Annotated in this window: 27 protein-coding genes; 11 read left to right on the top strand and 16 right to left on the bottom strand. The window is 63.0% G+C overall.

Annotated features, from left to right (window positions below; genetic code table 11):
- Nucleotides 1–45: 45 nt before the first annotated feature.
- Nucleotides 46–882: a thymidylate synthase gene (locus tag RBRH_RS03145; protein WP_013434502.1), complete on the top strand. Its 837-nt coding sequence runs from the start codon at nucleotides 46–48 to the stop codon at nucleotides 880–882.
- A 170-nt stretch (nucleotides 883–1,052) separates the two neighbouring features.
- The gene (locus tag RBRH_RS03140) at nucleotides 1,053–1,550 is read left to right on the top strand and encodes a dihydrofolate reductase (RefSeq protein ID WP_041753151.1); all 498 of its coding nucleotides are present in this window, start codon (nucleotides 1,053–1,055) and stop codon (nucleotides 1,548–1,550) included.
- A 13-nt stretch (nucleotides 1,551–1,563) separates the two neighbouring features.
- Here RBRH_RS03140 and pmbA read toward each other — a convergent pair whose 3' ends face one another.
- Nucleotides 1,564–2,946, bottom strand: coding sequence for a metalloprotease PmbA (gene pmbA / locus RBRH_RS03135; RefSeq protein WP_013434500.1), 1,383 nt, complete (start codon nucleotides 2,944–2,946; stop codon nucleotides 1,564–1,566).
- A 67-nt stretch (nucleotides 2,947–3,013) separates the two neighbouring features.
- On the opposite strand from pmbA, the gene yjgA reads away from it, so the two are divergent.
- Nucleotides 3,014–3,643, top strand: coding sequence for a ribosome biogenesis factor YjgA (gene yjgA / locus RBRH_RS03130; RefSeq protein WP_041753148.1), 630 nt, complete (start codon nucleotides 3,014–3,016; stop codon nucleotides 3,641–3,643).
- A complete protein-coding gene (mog, locus tag RBRH_RS03125; protein WP_370645063.1) occupies nucleotides 3,624–4,256 on the top strand; it encodes a molybdopterin adenylyltransferase in 633 nt (210 codons plus the stop codon). The genes yjgA and mog overlap by 20 nt, the downstream gene beginning before the upstream one ends.
- A 46-nt stretch (nucleotides 4,257–4,302) precedes the next feature.
- On the opposite strand, the gene orn is transcribed toward mog, so the two are convergent.
- Complete coding sequence (gene orn, locus RBRH_RS03120) at nucleotides 4,303–4,917, bottom strand: oligoribonuclease (protein WP_013434498.1); 615 nt, start codon at nucleotides 4,915–4,917, stop codon at nucleotides 4,303–4,305.
- A gap of 110 nt (nucleotides 4,918–5,027) precedes the next feature.
- On the opposite strand from orn, the gene RBRH_RS03115 reads away from it, so the two are divergent.
- The 3 genes from RBRH_RS03115 (at nucleotide 5,028) to RBRH_RS03105 (ending at nucleotide 7,711) form a co-directional block, all read left to right on the top strand.
- Nucleotides 5,028–6,281 (top strand): M48 family metallopeptidase, encoded by a 1,254-nt coding sequence (locus tag RBRH_RS03115; RefSeq protein WP_013434497.1) that lies wholly within the window; start codon nucleotides 5,028–5,030, stop codon nucleotides 6,279–6,281.
- Nucleotides 6,278–7,252, top strand: coding sequence for a ribosome small subunit-dependent GTPase A (gene rsgA / locus RBRH_RS03110; RefSeq protein ID WP_013434496.1), 975 nt, complete (start codon nucleotides 6,278–6,280; stop codon nucleotides 7,250–7,252). Before RBRH_RS03115 ends, rsgA begins: the two co-directional genes overlap by 4 nt.
- A gap of 135 nt (nucleotides 7,253–7,387) precedes the next feature.
- Entirely contained in the window at nucleotides 7,388–7,711 is a 324-nt protein-coding gene (locus RBRH_RS03105; RefSeq protein ID WP_013434495.1) for a putative signal transducing protein, read from the top strand.
- A 40-nt stretch (nucleotides 7,712–7,751) separates the two neighbouring features.
- Here RBRH_RS03105 and RBRH_RS03100 read toward each other — a convergent pair whose 3' ends face one another.
- The 6 genes from RBRH_RS03100 to rpsP all read right to left on the bottom strand — a co-directional run bounded on the left by RBRH_RS03100 (nucleotide 7,752) and on the right by rpsP (nucleotide 11,915).
- Complete coding sequence (locus RBRH_RS03100; RefSeq protein WP_041753145.1) at nucleotides 7,752–8,690, bottom strand: CobD/CbiB family protein; 939 nt, start codon at nucleotides 8,688–8,690, stop codon at nucleotides 7,752–7,754.
- 180 nt (nucleotides 8,691–8,870) lie between these two features.
- Nucleotides 8,871–9,545 carry a CoA pyrophosphatase gene (locus RBRH_RS03095; protein ID WP_013434493.1) on the bottom strand — a complete coding sequence of 225 codons (675 nt, stop codon included), beginning with the start codon at nucleotides 9,543–9,545 and terminating at the stop codon, nucleotides 8,871–8,873.
- Nucleotides 9,546–9,608: 63 nt separating this feature from the next.
- The gene (gene rplS / locus RBRH_RS03090) at nucleotides 9,609–9,998 is read right to left on the bottom strand and encodes a 50S ribosomal protein L19 (protein WP_041753143.1); all 390 of its coding nucleotides are present in this window, start codon (nucleotides 9,996–9,998) and stop codon (nucleotides 9,609–9,611) included.
- 124 nt (nucleotides 9,999–10,122) lie between these two features.
- The gene (gene trmD, locus RBRH_RS03085) at nucleotides 10,123–10,896 is read right to left on the bottom strand and encodes a tRNA (guanosine(37)-N1)-methyltransferase TrmD (protein ID WP_041754088.1); all 774 of its coding nucleotides are present in this window, start codon (nucleotides 10,894–10,896) and stop codon (nucleotides 10,123–10,125) included.
- A gap of 11 nt (nucleotides 10,897–10,907) precedes the next feature.
- A complete protein-coding gene (gene rimM, locus RBRH_RS03080; RefSeq protein WP_013434490.1) occupies nucleotides 10,908–11,567 on the bottom strand; it encodes a ribosome maturation factor RimM in 660 nt (219 codons plus the stop codon).
- Between the two features lie 93 nt (nucleotides 11,568–11,660).
- Nucleotides 11,661–11,915 (bottom strand): 30S ribosomal protein S16, encoded by a 255-nt coding sequence (gene rpsP / locus RBRH_RS03075; protein WP_013434489.1) that lies wholly within the window; start codon nucleotides 11,913–11,915, stop codon nucleotides 11,661–11,663.
- Between rpsP and RBRH_RS18610 the strand changes: the two genes are divergently transcribed.
- Together RBRH_RS18610 and RBRH_RS03065 are read left to right on the top strand one after the other, a co-directional pair.
- Nucleotides 11,905–12,273 carry a hypothetical protein gene (locus tag RBRH_RS18610; protein WP_013434488.1) on the top strand — a complete coding sequence of 123 codons (369 nt, stop codon included), beginning with the start codon at nucleotides 11,905–11,907 and terminating at the stop codon, nucleotides 12,271–12,273. The genes rpsP and RBRH_RS18610 overlap by 11 nt on opposite strands.
- Nucleotides 12,274–12,370: 97 nt before the next feature.
- Nucleotides 12,371–12,880: an NINE protein gene (locus RBRH_RS03065; RefSeq protein WP_041753140.1), complete on the top strand. Its 510-nt coding sequence runs from the start codon at nucleotides 12,371–12,373 to the stop codon at nucleotides 12,878–12,880.
- A 46-nt stretch (nucleotides 12,881–12,926) separates the two neighbouring features.
- Here the strand turns inward: RBRH_RS03065 and RBRH_RS03060 are convergent, their stop codons facing one another.
- Nucleotides 12,927–14,093 carry a PA0069 family radical SAM protein gene (locus RBRH_RS03060; protein ID WP_041753139.1) on the bottom strand — a complete coding sequence of 389 codons (1,167 nt, stop codon included), beginning with the start codon at nucleotides 14,091–14,093 and terminating at the stop codon, nucleotides 12,927–12,929.
- A gap of 37 nt (nucleotides 14,094–14,130) precedes the next feature.
- On the bottom strand, nucleotides 14,131–14,619 hold the full coding sequence (locus RBRH_RS03055) for a winged helix-turn-helix transcriptional regulator (RefSeq protein ID WP_013434485.1): 489 nt from the start codon (nucleotides 14,617–14,619) through the stop codon (nucleotides 14,131–14,133).
- A gap of 128 nt (nucleotides 14,620–14,747) precedes the next feature.
- Here RBRH_RS03055 and RBRH_RS03050 point away from each other — a divergent pair, with 128 nt between their 5' ends.
- Nucleotides 14,748–16,040 (top strand): D-amino acid dehydrogenase, encoded by a 1,293-nt coding sequence (locus RBRH_RS03050; RefSeq protein WP_041753138.1) that lies wholly within the window; start codon nucleotides 14,748–14,750, stop codon nucleotides 16,038–16,040.
- 187 nt (nucleotides 16,041–16,227) lie between these two features.
- Here RBRH_RS03050 and RBRH_RS03045 read toward each other — a convergent pair whose 3' ends face one another.
- From RBRH_RS03045 to RBRH_RS03020, 6 genes are all read right to left on the bottom strand, one after another.
- Nucleotides 16,228–17,160 (bottom strand): electron transfer flavoprotein subunit alpha/FixB family protein, encoded by a 933-nt coding sequence (locus RBRH_RS03045; protein ID WP_013434482.1) that lies wholly within the window; start codon nucleotides 17,158–17,160, stop codon nucleotides 16,228–16,230.
- A gap of 24 nt (nucleotides 17,161–17,184) precedes the next feature.
- On the bottom strand, nucleotides 17,185–17,934 hold the full coding sequence (locus RBRH_RS03040) for an electron transfer flavoprotein subunit beta/FixA family protein (protein ID WP_041753137.1): 750 nt from the start codon (nucleotides 17,932–17,934) through the stop codon (nucleotides 17,185–17,187).
- A 406-nt stretch (nucleotides 17,935–18,340) separates the two neighbouring features.
- Nucleotides 18,341–19,135, bottom strand: a complete 795-nt coding sequence (locus RBRH_RS03035; RefSeq protein WP_013434480.1) for a MetQ/NlpA family ABC transporter substrate-binding protein — start codon at nucleotides 19,133–19,135, stop codon at nucleotides 18,341–18,343.
- An 88-nt stretch (nucleotides 19,136–19,223) separates the two neighbouring features.
- A complete protein-coding gene (locus RBRH_RS03030) occupies nucleotides 19,224–19,877 on the bottom strand; it encodes a methionine ABC transporter permease (RefSeq protein ID WP_013434479.1) in 654 nt (217 codons plus the stop codon).
- Complete coding sequence (locus RBRH_RS03025; protein ID WP_041753135.1) at nucleotides 19,867–20,901, bottom strand: methionine ABC transporter ATP-binding protein; 1,035 nt, start codon at nucleotides 20,899–20,901, stop codon at nucleotides 19,867–19,869. The genes RBRH_RS03030 and RBRH_RS03025 overlap by 11 nt, the downstream gene beginning before the upstream one ends.
- Nucleotides 20,902–21,196: 295 nt before the next feature.
- Entirely contained in the window at nucleotides 21,197–22,120 is a 924-nt protein-coding gene (locus RBRH_RS03020; RefSeq protein ID WP_041753134.1) for a histone deacetylase family protein, read from the bottom strand.
- Nucleotides 22,121–22,414: 294 nt separating this feature from the next.
- Between RBRH_RS03020 and mltB the strand changes: the two genes are divergently transcribed.
- Nucleotides 22,415–23,608: a lytic murein transglycosylase B gene (gene mltB / locus RBRH_RS03015; protein WP_049786349.1), complete on the top strand. Its 1,194-nt coding sequence runs from the start codon at nucleotides 22,415–22,417 to the stop codon at nucleotides 23,606–23,608.
- Nucleotides 23,609–23,610: the final 2 nt, after the last annotated feature.

Here is a 23,610-nt window from a genome sequence, read left to right as displayed (position 1 = left end):
TTCCAGCCACTTTCCCCGACCGGGCCTGCAACCCGGTTCCAGACCATGGATGCACCGTACCTGTCTATTCTCAAGGATCTGCTCGAACGCGGCACGCTCAAGAGCGACCGCACCGGCACGGGCACGCGCTCACTGTTCGGCGTGTCGTACCGGCATGACTTATCCACCGGTTTCCCGCTGCTGACCACCAAGAAACTGCACGTGCGCTCGATCCTGCACGAGTTGCTATGGTTCCTGCGCGGGGATACGAACATCCGCTACCTGCATGAGAACGGTGTGACGATCTGGGACGAATGGGCCACGCCCGACGGCGAACTCGGCCCCGTGTACGGCGCGCAGTGGCGGTCGTGGCGCAATCCCGACGGCACCCGGACCGACCAGGTACAGGCGCTGCTCGACTCGCTGCGCACGAAGCCGGACAGCCGCCGGCACATCCTTAACGCATGGAACGTGTCGTTTCTGCCCGACGAGTCGAAGTCCCCCGAGCAAAATGCGCTGGAGGGCCGCATGTCGCTGCCGCCGTGTCACATCCTGTACCAGTTCTACATCGCCGAGGGCAAGCTGAGCTGCATGCTGACCCAGCGTTCCGGCGATTGGTTCCTCGGCATCCCATATAACTGCGCGTCGGTGGCGTTTCTCACCCATATGATCGCGCAGCAACTGGGCTTGCAGCCCGGCGAAATCGTCCATTCAATCGGTGACGCTCACCTGTACCTGAACCACGTCGAACAGGCCCGGCTGCAGCTCACCCGCACGCCACGGCCGCTACCCCGGCTGATCATCAAGCGAGAGCCGGACACCCTGTTCGATTACCGTTTCGAAGACTTCGAGATCGCCGGCTACGACCCGCATCCCCATATTGCCGCACCGATCGCGGTGTAGCCTGACGGCACCGGGGGGTGAGCGATCCCAGCCCGGGCCGGCCAGCGGCGTCAACCGCGACGGCCGTGTTCATGTCCGCCGCCGCTCGCCGAATGCTGAGCCGCAGTCAGCTACAATCGGGCACGCGGGGCGAGCCCCGCGCCCCTGCCTGTCCAACTCACGGTGGATCAATGACGACGCTTTACCTGATCGTCGCGCGCGCACGCAACGGCGTGATCGGACGCGACAACGCGCTGCCATGGCGGCTGCCCGAGGATCTTGCGCACTTTAAGCGCACCACGATGGGTGCGCCGCTGATCATGGGGCGCAAGACCCACGAGTCGATTGGGCGCGCGCTGCCGGGCCGCCGCAACATCGTCGTGACGCACGATGCGACGCGACGTTTCGAGGGCTGTGACACCGTCACGAGCCTGGACGCGGCGCTCGCGCTGTGCGAAACGCTGCATGCACCGCTTGCCTACCTGATCGGCGGCGCCCAGTTGTATCGCGAGGGCATCGGACGCGCCGGGCGATTGATCGTCACCGAGATCGATCACGCGTTCGAAGGCGACGCGACGTTTGCCGCGCCGTCACCGGAGCACTGGCGGGAGGTGTCGCGCGAAACCCATCGCGCGGCCCCACCGAACGACTTCGACTACGCGTTCGTCGAATACGAAAGGATCCGCTGATACGCCGCGGGACTCACTGGCCAGCAATCGTCATTTGCTCGATCAGCACCGAGCCGGTTTCTTTCGTTCCGCGCACGATCTTGTCGGCGCCGATCGCGACGATTTGCGCAAACATCTGCTGCAGCGTACTGGCGACCGTGATCTCCTCGACCGGATACTGGATCTGGCCATTCTCGACCCAGAATCCGGACGCGCCACGCGAATAGTCGCCCGTAACATAGTTCACCCCCTGCCCCATCAACTCGGTCAACAGCAGCCCCGTGCCGAGCTTGCGCAACATCGCGCGGAAATCGTCGTCTTCGCGCGTGAACGTGCTGGTCAATGACAGATTGTGCGAGCCGCCGGCATTGCCGGTAGTTTTCATGCCCAGCTTGCGAGCCGAATACGTCGACAGGAAATACCCTTGTACGACGCCGTCGCGCACGACATCGCGCCGCGTGGTGCGTACACCCTCCTCGTCAAACGGGGCACTGCCCAGCGCGCGGGGCACATGCGGATCCTCGCGCACCTGCACGTGCGGCGCGAATACAGGCTTGCCCAGCGAGTCGGTCAGAAAGCTCGTCTTGCGATATAACGCCCCGCCGCTGGTCGCCTGCACGAACGCACCCAGCAGCCCGACGGCGAGCGGCGCCTCGAACAACACCGGGCATTTTCGAGTCCCGAGCCGGCGCGCGCCGATACGCGCCAACGCACGCTCGGCAGCATAGCGGCCCACCGCTTCGGGCGAGGCCAATTGCGCTGCGCAGCGGCGTGACGTGTACCAGTCGTCACGCTGCATCTGCTGGCCGCTGCCGGCAATCGGCGCGCATGCGATAGCGTGCCGCGAATACGGATAGCCGCCGACAAAACCGCGGGAGGTAGCCAGCACGAACTGCGAATGCTGCGCCGACACGCTCGCGCCTTCGCTGTTGCGGATCCGCGGGTCGGTGTCGAAGGCCGCCTGTTCGGCGCGGCGCGCGATCTCGACCGCGTCGTCGGCATGTAGCTCCCACGGGTGGAACAAATCCAAATCCAGCGGGTGCATCTCGAGCAACTCCGCTTCGGCAAGCCCGGCGCAGTTGTCCTCTGCGGTAAACCGCGCGATGTTGTACGCGGCCGATACCGTATCACGCAGTGCTGCCGGCGAGAAATCGGAGGTGCTCGCGTTGCCGCGCTTGTTGCCGATGAATACGGTCACCCCCATCGTCTTGTCGCGGTTGTGCTCGATCGTCTCGACCTCGCCTCGCCGTACTGACACCGACAAGCCGTCGCCTTCTGAGATCTCGGTCGCGGCATCGGTTGCGCCGAGCGCTTTTGCGTGCCGTAGTATGTCCGCCGCGATGTCCTTCAGTTGCGCCTGGGTGTGCGGAAACACGCGCTGGTGTGCTGCCATGTCAGTTCGATCCTCGGTTTTCATGATGCGATCATAACAAGCCGTTTGCCCAACCGCGAGGACGGCACGCGGTACGCGCTAAAATACGCGCATGACGCGCAAGACACGAACCACGACAGCAACGCAGCCGCAACCGCTCGCCGACCACCAGGGCGGCCGCGATGACACGCGGCCGAGCAAATCGCAACTCAAACGGGAAATGACGGCGCTACAGGCGCTTGGCGCCGAGATTGTTGACCTGCCCAAGGATGCGCTTAAGCGCATGCCGTTACCCGAGGACCTAGCCGATGCAATACGCGAAGCGCGCCGCATCACCGACCATGAGGGCAAGCGGCGGCAATTGCAGTATGTGGGGCGACTGATGCGCGGCCTGCCAGCCACCGACGTGGCGGCGCTGCGCAACGCGCTGGACACATATAACGGCACGAACAAAGCCGAGACGGCGCGATTGCACTGGATCGAGCGCACCCGCGCGCAGTTGCTCGCGAGCGACGAGGCGTTGACCGAGTTTTTACGCACCCATCCGGGCGCCGACGTCCAGCAAGGCCGCACGCTGATCCGCAATGCGCGGCGCGAGGCGGCCCAAGGCAAGCCGCCGCGCTATTTTAGAGAACTGTTCCAGTGGATCAAAGAAGTGGCCGGTGATGCGGATCCGCGCGCCGAACACGCCGGGATCCCCGCTTCTTCCGACGACGAGCAAGATGATGACGACACCGCATGACCGTGCCAACAAACTGGTCGTCGGCCTGGTTTCGATTAGCGACCGTGCCAGTGCCGGCGTCTATGAGGACCAGGGCATCCCCGCGCTACAGGCATGGCTGAGCGACACGCTCACGAGTGCGTGGCAGGCACACACGCGGCTGATCGCCGACGATGCAGCCACCATCTCACGCACGCTGACCGAGCTTGTGGACGAGGCCCGCTGCGACCTCGTGCTCACCACGGGCGGCACCGGCCCCGCCCGGCGCGACGTCACGCCGGAGGCCACGCTGGCGGTGGGCACTCGGACGATGCCCGGTTTTGGCGAGCAAATGCGCCAGATCAGCCTGCATTTCGTGCCGACGGCGATTCTGTCGCGCCAAGTGGCGGTCATTCGCGAAACGGCCGATCATGCGGCGCTGATTGTGAACCTGCCCGGCCAGCCGAAGTCGATCCGTGAAACACTCGAGGGCGTGCGCGACGCGCAGGGGAACGTGATCGTCAATGGCATCTTCGCCGCCGTGCCGTACTGCATCGACCTGATTGGCGGCCCGTATATCGAAACCGACCCGGCGCATGTGATCGCATTCCGGCCCAAGAGCGCGATCCGGCAAAAGCCGCCGGCCGCAACCTGAGCGCAGGCCGCGCGGACCCGGCCGCTTGTGCGGCGCAGCCGGCTCGTCAGCCCACTTGCGGCATCACGGCGGCGTCGGGCGCGCGCAGGAAATGCTCGCGGTAGTACTTCAATTCGTCAATCGACTCATGGATGTCGGCCAGCGCGGTATGCAAGGCACGCTTCTGGAATCCCTTGTAGACCGCCGGCTGCCAGCGGCGGCACAACTCCTTCAGCGTGCTCACGTCGAGATTGCGATAGTGAAAGAACGCCTCGAGTTCCGGCATCCAGCGCGCCATGAAACGACGGTCCTGGCAAATCGAGTTGCCACACATCGGCGACTTGCCAGCCGGCACATATTGCGACAGGAACGCGAGCAATTGCGCGGCCGCATCAGCTTCGGTGACCGACGATGCACGAACCCGTTCGATCAGGCCCGAGCGGCCATGCGTGTTCTTGTTCCATTGGTCCATCGCATCCAGCGTCGAATCCGACTGATGGATCGCCAGTACCGGACCTTCGACGACCACCGTCAGGTTCGAATCGGTGACCACCACCGCGACCTCGATGATCCGGTCGGTGTTCGGCAGCAAGCCGGTCATCTCCATATCCAGCCAGATCAAGTTGAATTCACTCTTGGCCAACACGGGCTGGCCGCCAGGTTGCTGCAGGTCGGGACTCATTCAAACGCCTTAAAATGGATTCCTCGCTATTTTGCCCGAAGCGCCGCAGCGGCGACACCCGCGGCGAACGTGCGAGAATAGATGCATTACAGCGTTCCCACGGATAACGGATGTTTACGTTCCTCTTTGTCGTCGCGCTCGTCGCCATGATCGCCACCCGGCTGTGGCTCGCAAGCCGACAGATCCGGCACGTCGCCAACCATCGCCATGCGGTCCCGGACGGATTCCGCGACACGATCTCGCTGCAGGCCCACCAGCGCGCGGCCGACTATACGATATCGCTGACACGGCTCGCCATGCTGGAGCTCGGCGTGGGCGGCGCGTTGCTGGTCGCGTTGACGTTGTTGGGCGGCCTGCAATGGTTGGATACCCTGCTCAGTGGATGGCTGGGTCGCGGCTATGCAGGTCAGATTGCGCTGGTGACCACGGTCGCTGTCATCATCGGACTGGTCGATTTGCCGTTCGACTATGCGCGGCACTTTGTCATCGAGGCACGGTTCGGCTTCAACAGGATGTCGCGCAAGCTTTTTTTTGCCGACCTGGTGAAGGGAACGTTGCTCGGCGCGCTAATCGGCCTGCCGCTGTTGTTCGTCGTGCTGTGGCTGATGCAGCAGGCCGGCGCGATGTGGTGGATCTGGGCTTGGCTCGTCTGGGTCACGTTCAGCGTCGGCGTGCTGGTCCTATACCCAAGCGTAATCGCGCCGCTGTTCAACAAGTTCGAGCCGCTGACCGACGCATCGTTGCGTGAGCGCATCGAGTCGTTGATGCACCGCTGCGGCTTCGCCGCCAAAGGGCTGTTCGTGATGGACGGCAGCCGGCGCTCCGCGCATGGCAATGCCTACTTTACCGGCTTTGGCACGGCCAAGCGGATCGTGTTCTTCGACACGCTGCTCAGCCGGCTCGATGGCAGCGAGATCGAGGCGGTGTTGGCGCACGAACTCGGTCATTTCAAGCACCGGCACGTGCTGAAACGCATGATCATCACATTTGCATTGTCATTCGTGCTGCTTGCGTTGCTCGGCTGGCTCGCCCAACGTCCGTGGTTCTACACGAGCCTGGGCGTGACGCCGTCGATGACCGGCTCGAACGACGCACTTGCCTTGATCCTGTTCTGTCTCGTGATGCCGGTCTTCCTGTTTTTTGTGACGCCGCTCACCAGCCTATCGTCGCGCAAGCATGAGTTCGAGGCCGACGCCTTCGCTGCGACGCAGGCACGCGCGCAGGATTTGATCAGCGCGCTGGTCAAGCTCTATCAGGACAATGCGTCGACGCTGACGCCCGACCCGGTCTACTCTGCATTCTATTACTCCCACCCGCCCGCGGCGCAGCGCATCGAACGGCTGCTGGCGCACGCGCGTACATGAGCAGCCACGCAGCGCGCGGCGCACCGCGTCACACGGGCCCGACAACACAACGCGGCAACGATCACGACCAGATAGGGGGGCCCGGCAAGGGCCGGGTCATCGCCGCACATGGCCGGCACTATGTGGTTCAGCCCGACAGTGGTGGCTCGCTACTGCAGTGCTTTCCACGCGGCAAAAAGAGTGAAGTCGCCGTGGGCGACCGCGTCAGCTTCGAGACGACCTCCGCGGACCAGGGGGTCATCGTCGCGACCGATGCACGACGCAACCTGCTGTTTCGCTCGGACCAGTTCAAGTCGAAGCTCTTTGCCGCCAATCTCGATCAATTGCTGATCGTACTGGCCACCGAGCCGCATTTCAGCGAGGACCTACTTGGCCGCGCGCTGGTGGCGGCCGAAGCCCATCAGCTCGAGCCGGTGGTACTGTTGAACAAAGCCGACTTACTCGCCGCACTGCCGCTTGCCCGCAAACGTGTCGCATCCTACGCGGCACTCGGCTACCGGATCGTCGAGGTGTCCGCGACCAGTGCCGCCGATGCCACGCACGCCACGCTCGCACCGTTGCTCGCCCATCGCGCTACGCTGCTGCTCGGCCAGTCCGGTATGGGCAAGTCAACGCTGGTGAATCTGCTGGTGCCGTACGCGAACGCCGCGACGCGCGACATTTCATCGGCGCTGAACAGCGGCCGTCATACCACCACGTTCACTCGCTGGTATACGTTACCGAGCGGTGGGGCGTTGATCGACTCGCCAGGTTTTCAGGAGTTCGGACTGTATCATTTGACCGAGGGCCAACTCGAACGCGCCTTTCCCGAATTCCGCCCGCTACTCGGCGGTTGCCGCTTCTACAATTGCCATCATTTGCACGAGCCGGGCTGTGCGATACTGGACGCGGTGGCGCAAGGCCGCATCGCACCGGCACGCCATGCGTTGTATGCGCAACTGCTGCACGAAGCAAGCCAGGTGGTCCGATAGCACGCCGTGAGTGGTTCGATAGCGCACCGTAGGTGGTTCGATAGCACGCCGTGGGTGTGGTTCGATACCGTGCGTCGAGCCGGTAGATGCCAGCGCGCCCGCGCCATGCCACGTTGACTGCCGCAGGAGATTTGAATGGTCATCCTGACGAAAGCGCCTAATGTGGTGATCGCACAGCACTGGATCAATGTGCTGTCGACCGCAGGCATCCGCTGTGAAATGCACAATCGATATCTGCACGGGGCGCTCGGCGAGATTCCGGCCGATCAATGCGCGCCGGAGCTATGGCTCGTCGATGAGCGCGATGCGCCGCTTGCGCGACACATTCTGCTCGCGGTGACGAACAATGCCGGTGTTCGACAGCCGCAATGGCGCTGCCCACGCTGTGGCGAGACGCTTGAAGCACAATTCACGCTGTGCTGGCAGTGCGGCACCCCTCGCGATCTACGCGACGGTTGATGCAGCGCGGGTGCGTCACGATGCGGCTAGTGCTACTAGCCTAGCCGACCCACACCGCCACGGTCAGCATCAGCAACAATAGCATCCACAGGATGACGGCGCGCCAGACGAGGCCCACCGCCGATTGCAATGTCCGCGGCGTGCAATCCTCGCCCACCGGCACCGGGCTGCCATCGGTGGAGGACAACGCGTCGACGCTGGACGGCTCAGCTAGCGGGCCAGCCAGCCGTGCCCCTAGTGCGCCGCTGCCGGCGGACAGCAACACGCCCTCGTTCGGATCCGGCCACTGCTGCGCGGTATTGCGCCAAGCGTAAATCGCGTCCTCGAAGTTGCCCACGATCGCGAAACCCATGGCGGTCAGCCGCGCCGGCATCCAGTCGATGAAAAAGAACGCCTGCCGCGCAAACGCGGCGAATGCTGGCGTGCGGTCCGATACCGTATCGTTCCAGGTCCGCGCCAAATGCTCAGCCACCCGATAGAGGACGGCACCGGCCGGTCCGAGCGGCACGACGAACCAGAAGAACACGCCAAACACATGCCGGTGCGACGCGATCACCGCGCGAATCAGCGTATGGCGCACGATCTCGCTAACCGGCATGTCCACCGTGTCCAGGCCCGTCCACTGCGCGAGGATTTCACGCGCGCGCGGCACGTCATCGTTGTTCAGTGCGAGATGAATGTCGGTGAAATAATGGCTGAATTGTCGGAAGCCGAGCGTCAAATAGACGATCACCACATTCCAGAGAAACGCCAGTACAAAACTGATCCGATACAACAGGTAGTAGATCAGCGCGACCGCCAAGGTCCATGGAACAGCGACGGAAAGCCACGCAAGCAATCCGTGCTTGCGCTTGCCGGCATCGAACGCTTGCCCCGCACTGGCCGCGTGATAGTGAAGCAGCATCGACACGGGATTGTGCGGCGACAGCGCCCGCAACTGTTCAATGATCAGAGCCAGCAATACGGAAAAAAAGGTCATGCGCAGCGCCGTAATACGGTTTGGTACAAGCGTACCGATAAAGATGGCGTAAAGATAGCACAGTGCCTTGGCTCGGCGCTCATTGATCTGGAACTTGTTACGTAGACACGATAGACAGCAGATGGACAACGCTGGCCACGATACGATACAGCCGTGCGGCGCGCGACGGGACGCGCGCTGCTAAGCGGCTAGGAACCGATACAGGTTGCGCAGCATACCTGCGGTGGCGCCCCAGATGAAATAGTCACCGCGGCCGTCCAATCGTGGGTACGGCATCGCAAAAAAACGGTACTCGGCATTTTCCGAACGAAAAACGCGTACTTGATGATGGGACGGATCCATTAGAAAGGCGAGCGGCACCTCGAAAATCTCTGCCACTTCATAGCCGTCGGCCACTGTCGAAAAGGGCGGATGGACCAAGCCGACGACCGGCGTGACGCGAAATCCCGTGCCGGTCAGGTATTCGGGCAATGTCCCCAACACCTCGACGCGATCCCCCGGCAGGCCAACTTCTTCCCGTGCCTCACGCAAGGCCGTCGCTGTCGCGTCTGCGTCATCCGGCTCGTGTCGCCCGCCCGGAAAACTGACTTGCCCGGCATGGTCGGTCAGCATGTCTCCGCGCTGCGTCAACAACACCGTGACGTCGTCGCGAACCACCAACGGCACCAGCACCGCGGCCTGCCGCGGGTCGCCGCGTGTCCAGCGCACCTCATGCGGCTCCGCAGTCCAGGTGAGTTCCTGCTGGAACCGCTCACGCAAGCCGCGCGGCGTCAACCGGCCCGGAGCGACCGGCGCCAAGCGCGTATCGCTCGACTCGACAGGCAGTAACTCAGGATTGAAGATCGGCCGGCTCATGGTGCAATAGGACCACCAACGAAAAAAGCACCCCAGCGGGGGTGCTTTTTTCCGGTGCTGCCCTTACTCCTTGGACGCTGCACGTTCCTTGTTGTACGACAGCTTTTCCTTGATCCGAGCGGACTTGCCCGAACGCTCGCGCAGGTAGTACAGCTTCGCACGGCGCACGTCGCCACGGCGCTTCACGACAATGCCTGCGATCAGTGGCGAGTACGTTTGAAACGTCCGCTCGACGCCTTCGCCCGACGAAATCTTGCGGACGATGAACGACGAGTTCAGGCCACGATTGCGCTTCGCAATCACCACGCCCTCATACGCTTGAACACGCTTACGATTGCCTTCGACCACGTTCACGTTGACGACGACCGTGTCACCCGGCGCAAAGGCCGGGATGGTCTTGCCCGCGAGCACGCGCTCGATTTCTTCCTGCTCGAGTTTTGCAATCAGATTCATGATTGACTCCTGTGACCATCTTGCCGGCGTTTTCTTACCCCGATCACGATCGAGGTCCCGGTAGAGGATGGATTGACTTCCGGCAGCCGGCTCCGGCCACCGCCTTGCCCTCGCACACCGGCCATCAATGCTCCGATGCCACGAGGGTTGCGAGCCATGCCTCATCGGCACGGCTCAACATCTTGTTACGCCGGGCGCGCTCGATCAGATCGGGGCGCTTGACCCATGTATTGCGCAGCGCCTCGCGACGCCGCCACTGCTCAATCTGTGCATGATGCCCGCCGAGCAGCACGTCCGGCACCCGCACGCCGTCATACTCCTCCGGGCGCGTGTAATGCGGACAGTCGAGCAGCCCATCGACGAAGCTGTCCTGCACAGCCGACTGCGCATCGTTCAATACGCCGGGCAACTGCCGAATCACCGCGTCCATCAGTGCCATCGCAGGCAACTCACCACCCGACAGCACGAAATCGCCGAGGCTCACTTCGTCGTCCACCTCGCGATCAATCAGCCGCTGGTCGATCGCCTCGTATCGGCCGCACAACACGATCAACCCAGGCAGCGCCGCATACTCGATCACCTTGGCGTGATCCAGCGGCCGGCCTTGCGGCGACATCAGCACGACGCGCGCGCGATGCGGCAGTGACCCGGCCTCACCCGCATATTGCGCCTTCCGGGCGGCGGCGATCGCGTCGGCAAGCGGCCGGGCCAGCATTACCATGCCTGGACCACCACCGTACGGACGATCATCGATCGTCCGGTAGTTGTCCGTCGTGAAGTCGCGAGGATTCCACGTGCGCAACGTATAACGCTGTTGCTTGGCGGCCCGGCTGGTAATCCCCCAGTCGGTCAGGGCGCCAAACATTTCCGGGAATAGCGTGATGACATCGAATTGCATCGCGCGCGCCATCAATAGTCCATTCCCCAGTCGACCACGATGCGGCGGTCCGACGGCTCGACCGTTTTCACGTAAGCGTCGACAAACGGAATCAGCCGCTGCGCCTTCTTGATGCGCCCGTCCCGCCCGACCTCGTCGTACTCCACACGCAGGATTGAGTGCGCGCCGTTATCCATCAGGGCCACGACCTGGCCCAGCGCGTCACCGAACTCATTGACGACCGCCAAGCCGATCAAATCAACCCAGTAGTACTCGTCACGCTCGAGCGCCGGAAAATCCGCGCGGCGCACGTGCACCGTGGCGCCGCGCAGCGCAAAGGCCTGATCGCGGTCCGCGCACCCGGCAAGTTGCGCGACCACGGTAGCGCTATGCGCCTTGCTCGACACGACCTGCGCCGCACGGCACACGCCGCCCTTGACGAGCCACCAGGATCTTGCGCGCAGCAGCGCACCGCCACTCGAACCGACGCCGGCATGCGGCGTGATCTTCAACCAGCCCTTGACGCCGTAGGCATCGACGACCGCACCGACCTCGATCGCATCGTCCGGCAACGACGCCACGCTCTCGACGCCGGACTCGGGCGAGCCCGCACGGCCGCCCGCCTTCACTGGACGACGCACAAAATGGCCAAACGACACAGGCCGGGGTGGCGACGATACACGGGTTGCCATCTGCTCATCCCCCAGCGTTTGACCACTCGCGCACAGGACTCCGGCAGATGCCGCGATACCGCACTCGGCAAATGCCGGCCTGCATGCAACGGGTTACGCGGACGGTTGCGCAGCTTGCGCCTGCTTGACCAGGCGAGCCACGGTCGGCGACAGCTGCGCGCCGACGCCTTGCCAGTACGTCAGGCGGTCTTGCACGATGCGCAGCGATTCGCCCTTTGTCGCAACCGGATTGTAGAAACCGACGCGCTCAATGAAACGGCCGTCGCGGCGATTGCGCGAATCGGTTGCAACGATATTGTAGAACGGGCGCTTCTTCGAGCCGCCACGAGCCAAGCGGATGATGACCATGCTGTGTCCTTACCTAAATAGCCTGGGTATTGACCAGCAACACCCGGGTTTTCGATCTGCCGAAACGCGCGATTATAACCTGAAAATAGCGCTCCAACAAATACTTACCGTGTCGGTGACGGCGCTGGTGGCCGACATGCTTGCGTGCCGCCTTGCCGCGACGCTGCCCGTGAACGCGATCCGGGTGCCAATCGACGCACCGTACAACCATTTACGCGCCCGACCGCAATCGAGATGCACTGGTCGCCACGATGAACCGATGCTCCCGCCGCAATATCATCACACCATCTTCTCTTCATTGCCAAGCGCGGTTCGTGGAGCCACAGCACCAAGGTCGGCCACCGCGTCGCGCAGGTAACGCTCGACGGTGCCAGTGCCATCTATCGCGTCACCTACGCGAAGCACTGACGGCGCGACGTACAATATCGACCCTGTCATCGTATTCCTTGCCCGCCATGTCCGCCTCTTCCCGCCTGCGCTCCGACGGCTGCGTGCCGCCGGCCCCGCCAACCCGGTTCAAGTCTAAGACCCGCGCCGCCCTTGCCGCGTTCGTGCTCGGTTCACTCGGCGCACACCGGTTCTATCTATATGGCCCACGCGACGCGCTAGCGTACTTGCATATTGCCGCGACGGCGCTCGGCGTCGTCGGCGTGCAATGGCTCGTCGCGACGCAGCGAACGTCAGTCGCCGGGTGGTGGCTATCGGTGCCCGGTGCCATCTCGCTGCTGGCTGCGTTCCTCGCCGCAATCGTCTATGGCCTGCGGCCGGACGATAAGTGGGACACCCATTTCAACCCGCACGGCGACCGCCGGAGCCATTCCGGCTGGGGTGTCGTGTTTGTTGTGATCCTGTCGCTGTTCATCGGCGCGATGTTGCTGATGGGCGCGCTGGCGCTAGCGTTCCAGACCTACTTCGAGGCAACGGTTCAACCGTTGAGCCGTGTGGGCCTCGACGTGATCGGTTGATCGGTTGATCGCGGTGCCACTCATGACGGCACCGCGATCAGTCAAATCAGTCAAACAGGCTCATCTGGGCATCGCTGCAAAGACCGACCGCGGGCTTGGCGACGTGACGGCGGGCAGTCCGCGCCGCGGGCGGCGCGAACGCGGACATGTCCAATATCCCGTGCTGACGCCCGGCAAGCCCCAGCTTGCGCGCCGCCCGTTCAAAACGCTGCTTGAGCAGCTCAGCCCACGCCCCCTGGCCCTTCATCCGCGTGCCGAACGACGCGTCATAGTCGTTGCCGCCGCGCATCTCGCGAATCCGGTTCATCACGCGCTCGGCCCGGCCAGGGAAATGCACATCGAGCCATTGCTTGAACAGCGGTGCAACTTCCCACGGCAGCCTCAAGACGATATAAGACGCGCTGCTCGCCCCCGCCTGCGCGCAAGCGTCAAGCACCCGCTCCAAATCCGGCTCGGTGATGAACGGAATGACCGGCGCGATGCTCACTCCTACCGGAATACCCGCATCGGCCAGCACCCGGATCGTGCGCAGCCGGCGCAACGGCGTCGCGGCCCGCGGCTCGAGCGTGCGCGCGACGTTGGCATCCAACGTGGTGACCGTTATCGCGACCAACGCCTGACCACGGTGCGCCATCGGCGCGAGCAGATCGATATCGCGTTCGATCAGCGATGACTTCGTGATCGCCGCCACCGCATGCCGATGTCTGTCCAAGACATCGAGCACGCGACGGGTGATCCGCAGATCCCGTTCGACCGGCTGATAGGCGTCCGTGCTAACGCCCAGCGCGATCGGCTCGGGCATATAGGATGGCTTGGCCAGTTCGGCGTGCAATAACTCGGGCGCGTTGACTTTCGCGTAGATACGGCTCTCGAAATCCAGGCCGGGCGACAACCCGAGGTAGCTGTGCGTGGGCCGCGCGAAGCAATAGATGCAGCCGTGCTCGCAGCCTCGGTATGGGTTCAGCGATACGCTGAATGGAATATCGGGCGATGCATTGCGCGTCAGAATGCGCTTTGCCCGCTCGTTGAACACGCGCGTCTTCAAGGGTGCGATGCCGTCGCCGTCGCGATCGGCGGCCACGTGCAGCCAGCCGTCGTCAATCGGTTGCCGCTCGTCCACCTCGTAGCGGCCAGGCAGGTTCGTGATGGCACCGCGACCTTTACGTGGCAGCAGTGGCACCACTGGACACGCGTCATCAGCAGGCGATTCCATCGGTTCATGCGACTCAGTACTGTATAAAAATACAGTATCATTCACCCGCCGCAACCGTCAACGTCTCCTTGATTTCCTCCATCACGACATAGCTCTTGGACTGCACCGCCCCGGGCAATTGGAGCAGGATGTCACCGAGTAACTTCCGATAGTCGGACATCTCACCGATGCGCGCCTTGATCAAATAGTCGAACTCGCCGGAGACCAGGTGGCACTCCAATACCTGCGTAATGCGCTCGACCTCGCGTCGGAACTGGCCGAACATGTTGCCGTTTTTGTGATCCAGCGTGATCTCGACGAAGACGAGCAGGCCGGCGCCAAGCTTAGCCGGATCCACCCGGGCATAGTAGCCGGTGATCACACCGTCGCGCTCCATGCGCCTGACGCGCTCGATACACGGCGTAATCGACAATCCGACACGCTCGGCAAGATCCTTCATCGCCATGCGTCCATCGGACTGCAATAGATTCAATATCTTGTGGTCGAGCTTGTCGAGCGCCCGCACGGGCTGCCTTTGCGTTCTCATGATTTTTTACTAAATATCGTAAAAATACAATAACAATACCTGGATAGCTCGCAATAGGATAGGCGCGTTTACTACCAATCTGCCGACTTGCAGTACTGAGTCGGGATACAAGCGAATCGGAGCATCGCATGCGTGTCATCGTCCTGGGCAGCGGCGTGGTTGGCGTGGCAAGCGCCTATTACCTGGCGCGGGCAGGCCATGAAGTCACCGTGCTCGAGCGCGAGTCGGGCCCCGCCCTGGAGACCAGCTTCGCCAACGCTGGCCAGATCTCGCCGGGCTATGCCGCGCCGTGGGCAGCGCCGGGTGTGCCGCTGAAGGCGCTCAAATGGATGTTTCAGCAGCACGCGCCACTAGCCATTCGACTTGATGGCAGCACATTCCAGCTCAAATGGATGTGGCACATGCTGCAGAACTGTACCGCCAGCCGGTACGCGACCAATAAGAGCCGGATGGTGCGACTGGCCGAGTACAGCCGCGACTGCCTGCAAGCGCTGCGCGCGCAGACCGGCATCGCGTATGAAGGGCGCCAAGGCGGCACGCTGCAGGTGTTTCGCACACAGGCGCAGTTGGACGGTGCCGCGAAGGACATCGCGGTACTCGAGGACGCAGGCGTTCCATATGAACTGTTGTCGAGCGCCGAACTGAGCCAGGCCGAACCAGCGCTGCAGCGCATCGCGCACACGTTGACCGGCGGATTGCGGCTGCCTAACGACGAAACCGGCGATTGCCAGCTTTTCACGACGCGACTAGCGCAATTGGCCATGTCGCTGGGCGTGCAATTCCGGTTCGACACGCCAATCGACTCGCTCGCGATCGCCGGCGGCCGGATCACTGGCGTGCAATGCGGTTCCGAGCTGCTGCGCGCCGACGCCTACGTGGTCGCACTGGGCGCGTATTCGACCCGCCTGCTGGCCGGCATCGTCAAGATCCCGGTTTATCCGCTCAAAGGCTATTCAATCACTGCACCGATCGTCGACGCTGCCCGTGCGCCGGTATCAACTGTGCTGGACGAGACGTACAAGGTTGCCATCACCCGGTTCGATGACCGGATCCGCGTTGGCGGCATGGCCGAAGTCGTCGGTTTCGATACGTCGCTGCGCGAAGCGCGCCGCCGCACGCTCGAGAGGTGCGTCAACGACCTGTTCCCGGGGGGCGGCGACACGGTGCAGGCCAGCTTTTGGACCGGCTTGCGGCCGATGACCCCCGACGGCACACCGATCGTCGGCCGCACGCCGGTGCCCAACTTGTTCCTCAATACCGGCCACGGCACGCTCGGCTGGACCATGTCGTGCGGATCGGGGCAATTGCTCGCCGATCTGATGTCCGGCAAGCGACCCGCGATCCAGGCCGACGACCTGTCCGTGCATCGCTATCTCGCCGACGGGGCCGGCTCGCGCCGCCCCGCCTACGCCGGCGCGTGAGCGTGCAGAGCCGGCGCCATCGATCGATCACAAGCCACCTGTCATTGACGGGTGGCACATAACGCATCGCTGCCCCGCTTAGTCGAAGTGCCGTCTCGTCGTATGGCAGTGCAAAGACAACTAAGAGGCGCACGATACGCCCTTTCTGCCAAGATCCGTCGCGCGCATCACGCGACGTGTCAACCGCTTATAACGCGTTGACCAGTTCCGGCACCAGCGTGAACAGATCGCCTACCAGGCCGTAGTCGGCGATGCTGAAAATCGGCGCCTCCGGATCCTTGTTGATCGCCACGATGACCTTGCTGTCCTTCATGCCGGCCACGTGTTGGATTGCCCCGGAAATCCCTACCGCAATGTACAGCTGCGGCGCAACGATCTTGCCGGTCTGCCCCACCTGGTAGTCGTTCGGTACGTATCCCGCATCGACTGCCGCGCGCGAGGCGCCCAGCGCAGCGCCGAGCTTGTCGGCCAGCGGCCCGAGCACCTGCGTATAGTGTTCGCCGCTGCCCAGCCCCCGTCCGCCCGACACGATGATCTGCGCGCTGGTTAATTCCGGGCGCTCCAGCTTAGTCAACTCACGGCCCACAAAGCTTACACCGGGCGCCGCCGGCGCCGCGTCGATCGCCTGCACCGGCGCGCTGCCGCCGTCGGCAGCGACCGGATCGAACGCCGTGCCCCGTACCGTGATGACCTTGATCGGATCCACCGACTGCACCGTTGCGATCGCGTTGCCCGCATAGATCGGCCGCTCGAACGTGTCCGCGCTCACCACGGCCGTGATGTCGCTCAGTTGGGCAACGTCCAGCTTGGCGGCAAGACGAGGCGCCACGTTCTTGCCGTATGCGGTCGCCGGCAACACGATGTGCGTATATTCGCGCGCGATCGCCAGCGCCGTCGCCTCGACGTTCTCCGCCAATCCTTCGCCGAGCTGCGGCGCATCGGCCAACAGCACCTTCGCGACCCCGGCCACCCTGGCCGCCGCGTCGGCTGCGCCGCGTGCATTGTGCCCCGCCACTAGTATGTGGATTTCGCCGCCCAATTGCTGCGCGGCCGCTACCGTGTTTAGCGTCGCTGCCTTGAGCGCCGCGTTGTCGTGTTCTGCAATGACCAGTATCGCCATGTCTGCCTCTTTGCGCGTTGTCCGTTACAGTACTTTTGCTTCGCCCTTGAGCTTGTCGACCAGCGTGGCGACATCCGGCACCTTCACGCCCGCGCTGCGTTTGGGCGGCTCGGCCACCTTCAGCGTCTTGAGCCGCGGCGCCACGTCCACGCTCAGGGCCTGCGGCGTCACGGTCTCCAGCGGCTTTTTCTTCGCCTTCATGATGTTGGGCAACGTCACATAGCGCGGCTCGTTCAGCCGCAGGTCGGTGGTCACCACCGCCGGCAGCGTCAATGACAGCGTCTCGGCGCCGCCGTCCACTTCACGCGCCACCGTGGCGCGGCCGCCTTCGACCGTCACCTTCGAGGCAAACGTGGCTTGCGGCCAGCCGGCCAGCGCGGCCAGCATTTGCCCGGTTTGATTCGAGTCGTCGTCGATCGCCTGCTTACCAAGGATCACGAGTTGCGGCTGCTCCCGCGCGACCAGCGCGTTGAGCAGCTTGGCAACCGCCAGCGGCTGCAACTCCTCTTGGGCTTCAATCAGGATCGCCCGGTCCGCGCCGATCGCCAGCGCGGTGCGCAGCGTCTCCTGGCACGCCACCGCCCCCGCCGATACGGCAATCACTTCCGTGGCCACGCCCGCTTCCTTCAACCGCACCGCCTCTTCCACCGCGATCTCGTCAAACGGGTTCATCGACATCTTCACATTCGCCACATCCACGCCCGTGCCGTCCGATTTCACGCGGACCTTCACGTTGTAGTCGACCACTCTCTTGACCGGCACAAGAACTTTCATTCCACGCTCCAAAGTTACGAATACGGCAATCCATTAACGGCCATTATAACGACGGACGGTCGTGCGAATCCCGACACATCAGGCTTTCCGAGGATTGGGGCCATGCGGCAATGCGCCTCACACGCGCCCATCACCGCACTTTTAAAGAACGGTCGTTCTATTTTAATAACAAAAAAGACCGGCGAGAAGCCGCCAGCCTGACACAAAGCTCTAATCCAAACGCCCGATCATGTCAGCCACAACAGGCCAGTGCGGATTCACCGCGGCACCAGCGGCAACCGCAGCCCCAAGGCAGCCACAGTCCCGACCCAGCCGCAGCCCTGACCCAACCACAGCCCCGACCCAGCCGCAGCCGTAGTCGCCGTTGCTACACGCGTAGGCCAACGACGGGCGTTCCCCAATGGGATCACCACCCGGCCGCTACGGCACCGCCGTATTGGCTATCAATGTACTGTTTGACTTCCGGCGAATGGTACGCAGCAACCAGCTTCGCGACCCATGGCTTGTCGCGATCAGCCTGGCGCACCGCGAGGATGTTCGCGTATGGACCATTCGCGTCTTCGAGCGCGATCGCATCCCGCCTGGGCTGCAGGCCTGCCTCCAACGCGAAATTCGTATTGATCGCGGCCGCATCGACATCGGCCAGCGAGCGCGGGATCTGCGCCGCATCCAATTCGATAAGCTTAACCTTTTTCGGGTTCTCGACGATGTCCAGCGGCGTGGCCTTCAGCCCCGCGTCCGCGCGCAGCTTCAACGTGCCGAGCTTTTGCAACAACAGCAGCGCCCGCCCACCATTGGTCGGGTCATTCGGCATCGCAATCCGCGCGCCACTGGGCAAATCCTTCAGCGACTTGACCTTTTTCGAGTAGATGCCCATCGGGAACATCACCGTATCGGCGACCTTGACGATCTTGTAGCCGCGATCCTTGACCTGCGCGTCGAGATAGGGCTGATGCTGGTAGCTGTTCGCGTCGAGGTCGCCGGCGGCGAGGGCGGCATTGGGCTGCACGTAGTCGGAAAATTCAACGATCTGAAGATTCAGCCCGCTCCTGGCTGCGACCTTCTTCACGACCTCGAGGATTTGCGCGTGCGGGCCGCCGGTCACGCCCACCTTGATCCGGTCTTGTGCGCGCGCGGCACCCATGAAGAGCGCTGCGCTCCCCAGTGCCGCAACCAACTTGATCATGAAACGGCGTTGCATCGATTTCCCTTTTCTCTAAGTCAGTATGGGACTTCTCACCCCGTGGCGGCGCGTGCTGGCCGCGCCGCCACGCTTGTGCGCCGTACCGCTATTTGTGGCTAAGCCGGCGCACCAGATAATCGCCAAAGGACTGCACCAACTGCACGAAGACGATCAGCACGAGCACCACGGCGAACATGACTTCGGGCAGGAAACGCTGATAGCCATAGCGGATGCCCAGGTCGCCCAGGCCTCCACCGCCGATCGCCCCCGCCATCGCCGAGTAGCCAACCAGCGATACGAACGTCAACGTCAAGCCCGCGACGATACCGGGCCAGGCCTCGGGCAATAGGACCTTGAACACAACCTGCGAGGTAGTCGCCCCCATCGCCTGTGCGGCTTCTATCAGGCCACGATCCACCTCGCGCAGCGCGGTCTCGACCAAGCGCGCAACGAACGGTGCGGCGGCGATCGTCAGCGGCACAACGGCGGCGACGGTGCCGATCGACGAGCCGACCACCAGGCGGGTGAACGGAATAACTGCCACCAGCAGGATAATAAAGGGCGTGGAGCGCACCGCGTTGATCGTCATGCCCAGCACACGATTGAGGAGCACGTTTTGCAGCACGCCGCCACGCTCGCTCAAGTGCAGCAGCACGCCGAGCGGCAGGCCGATCGCGCCGCCGATCACCCCGGAAATGCCGACCATGATTAGCGTTTCCCAGAACGACTGCACGAACATGTCGAACATCTCACTCCACATAGCTCAGCTCCTCAACGATGACACCTTGCTCGCGCAGAAAAGCTATCGCCTTTCCGACATTGCCGGGCTCGCCGCTGGCAAGCACGGCAAGCGAGCCGAACGTCTGACCTTGGATCTCGTCGATCTGGCCATGCAGAATGCTGAAATCGAGCGCATATCGCCGAATCGTCTCAGACAACACCGGCTGCTCGACGCCGCGGCCCGAGAACGCGAGCCTTAACAAATGGTCGCGCCCCGCCTCCAGCCGCTGCTGGACCCTAGCCTTGAGCGCAGGCGGCAGTTCCTGCGCGATCACGTCGCCGATCAACGCGCGCGTGACTTCGTGGTGCGGCTTCAGAAAGACGTCAATCACGTTGCCCTGCTCGACCAAGCGCCCCGCGTCGAGTACCGCGACGCGATCGGCCACTTGCTTGATCACATCCATCTGGTGAGTGATCAGCACGATCGTCAACCCCAACTCCCGATTGATCTGGCGCAGCAGTTCCAATATCGAGCGTGTGGTTTCCGGGTCCAGCGCCGACGTCGCCTCGTCCGACAGCAACACCTTTGGCCGGCTCGCCAACGCCCGCGCAATACCAACACGTTGCTTCTGCCCACCGCTGATCTGCGCCGGGTACCGGTCCCGCTGCGCGGACAATCCGACCAACTCCAGCAACGGCAACACGACCTTGTCGATCTCCATGCGCCGCTTCCCCGCCAACTCCAGCGGTAACGCGACGTTGTCATAGACTGTGCGCGAGGACAGCAGGTTGAAATGCTGGAAGATCATGCCGATTTCACGCCGTGCCGCGCGCAGGCCATCGGCAGGCAACGCAGTCAAGTCGCGACCGTCGACGATCACGCGGCCCTCGCTGGGTCGCGTCAGCAGGTTGATGGTGCGCACCAGCGTACTCTTGCCCGCGCCGCTGCGTCCGATGATGCCGAACACTTGGCGCGGCGGCACCGTGAGCGTAACGTTGTGCAGCGCCTCTACCCACCCGCGAGGTCCAGGGAAGCGCTGCGAGATATTGTGCAGTTCGATCATGGCAAATGAAAAAACGGCGGACGACCGTCTCGTTGCCACAGTCCGCCGCCGCAGTGATCCGTTTTTTCGACTGACGATTCTATCAAACTGCCACATAGCTGGGCATAATTGTTTCTAGCCCATTTATAACTTCTAGAAATTAAGCGCGTGCACTGACATCCGTCACGCTACGGCCGCGTAGTATGAGGAATGATCTTAGCCGCGCGCAAGTAATCGGGTCACTGCTGGACTGGCTTGAGGCAAGGCTCGGCACGGTCCATGGCTGCGCATGCCGCCGATCCATGGATGATAGGCGCTACAGATTGGCCAGCGCTTTCAGATGTGCGACGACGCTGCGGCCGAGCGCCGACAAGCTGTAGCCGCCCTCCAGGCAACTGACGATACGCCCATGCGCGTAACGCACGGCGACATCGCGCACTTGCCGAGTAATCCATGCGTAGTCATCCTCGACCAACCCCATGTTGCCAAGTTCGTCCTCGCGATGCGCGTCAAAGCCGGCCGATACGAATATCATCTGCGGTCGGAACGCATCAAGCCGTGGCAGCCAGATTAAGTCGATTGCCTCGCGTACCTCCATGCCCCGCGTGCGAGCCGGCAGGGGCAGGTTCACCATGTTCGGCGCCTGATTGTCAAAACCACTGAACGGGTAGAAAGGATGCTGGAAGAAGCTACACATCAACACCCGCTCGTCGCCGGCGAATACAGCTTCGGTTCCGTTGCCGTGATGGACGTCGAAGTCGATGATCGCCACACGCGCCAGCCCGTGCACGTCCAACGCATGACGCGCCGCGATCGCGACATTGTTGAAGAAGCAAAAACCCATTGCCCGAGCCGGTTCGGCATGATGGCCGGGCGGGCGCACACTGCAAAAGGCATTGTCGTAGCGGCCCGCCATGACCGCGTCCGTGGCCGCCACCGATGCACCGGCGGAGCGCAGCGCCGCCCGCCAGCTATGAGGATTCATCTGTGTATCAGCATCGATTTCCGCATAGCCCTGCTCAGGTGCGGTGTCGCGCACGAAATCGATGTGCGCGCGCGTATGGACCCGCGCAAGCGACGCTTCGTCTGCCAATGGGGCCAACTCGTGTTGGATCAGCGGATCGATGCCGTTGGCGATCAGCTGATCCTCAATCGCGGACAAGCGCGCCGGGCATTCCGGATGCCCCTGCCCCATTTCGTGCAGCCGACACTCCGGGTGGGTGAAAAAACCTGTTGCCATCGCAATACGGTCGGTTGGGTCATGAACGCGCCCGCGACGCGCCGCCTTCTTGTGGGTCCCGGCCACCGCATGCGGCGACCCTCTGATTAAGTTACCACACCACCCTCGGTTATACTGCGTTGACCCTGTCCAACCGGCGTGCCGCCCTTTGCGCATCGGCGCATTGCCTGGACAACACCGACGCACTGCCGTATTCGTTCGCCGCTTTACTTGCCACGCCTTGCCATGACCGTCTTGCTCGATCTACTGATGTGCCGCCGTTGTCCCCGTTCTCAATCGAGATCCAGCCGCGTGATGACCCGCGGACCGCAGGCGTTGCTGCTCTGGCTCGCCACCGCGCAGGGTGCAGCGCTCGCCGCGCCGATCAGCGCGGCGCCGAGCGACTCCCGGCCGATGATCGTCGCCCAGGCGCAACCGGAGGCGCCGGTGCCACCAGGTCAGACGTTCGAGGAGGAAATCGTGCCGCAGCGCTATGCGGCCAATCCGAATGTCGATGCGTTCATCAACGACATGGTCGCCCGATACGACTTCGATTCAAACGCGCTGCACGCGCTGTTCAACCAGGCCGTGTATTCGAAAACCGCAGTCAAGCTAGTGCTTCCCGCGCCGACGCCGACGATCCAGAATTGGCAAGCATACCAAGCACGCTTCATTGAACCGGTGCGTATCAACGCGGGGGTGAAGTTCTGGCAGCAGAACGCGGCGGTGCTACAACGGGCCAGCGAACAATTCGGCGTGCCGCCGGAAGTGATTGTCGGCATCATCGGCGTCGAAACATTGTATGGCCGGTACATGGGCAACTTCCGCGTGCTCGATGCGCTGACCACCCTCGCGTTCGATTATCCGGGCACACCCAATCGCACGCAACGCATGGCGTTGTTCCGCAAGAACCTAGAAGACTTTCTGGTCTGGACTCGCAGTGCCGGCATCGAGCCGACCACGGTGCTGGGCTCCTATACGGGCGCGATCGGCATCCCGCAGTTCCTGCCGACCAGCATCATCGGATACGCGGTTGATTACGAGGGCAATCACCGTATCGACTTGCGCAACAGCCCGGCCGATGCCATCGGCAGCGTCGCCAACTATCTGAAACAGCACGGCTGGGAAAGCGGCCGGCCGGTTGTATGGCATATTCGCTCGGATGCCGGCAGCATTGGCATTGCGCAGGCCGCCGCGGACGGGCAGGCCGAACCCCGTTGGGCGCTGCAACAACTGTTGCGCGCCGGCATGCTGCTCGATGAACGCGGCATCGATACGGCGAGCGAAGCTGGAACACCCGTGACCGTGGTCGAGTTGCCCACCCCTGGACAACCCACGCAGTATATGCTCGGGTTAAGGAATTTCTACGTGTTGACCCGCTACAACCGCAGCTTCTTTTATGCACTGGCGGTGTATCAACTGGGCGAACGGATCAAGGCGCAGATGCAAGCCCTTTGCGCGACGACCCCTCGGCCAGCGGCGTTTGCCACACCGTCCGCGCTGCAGTAGCG

This window comes from Mycetohabitans rhizoxinica HKI 454 (assembly GCF_000198775.1).
GTDB classification, from domain to species: domain Bacteria; phylum Pseudomonadota; class Gammaproteobacteria; order Burkholderiales; family Burkholderiaceae; genus Mycetohabitans; species Mycetohabitans rhizoxinica.
This window is presented reverse-complemented; position numbering and strand designations above follow the sequence as displayed.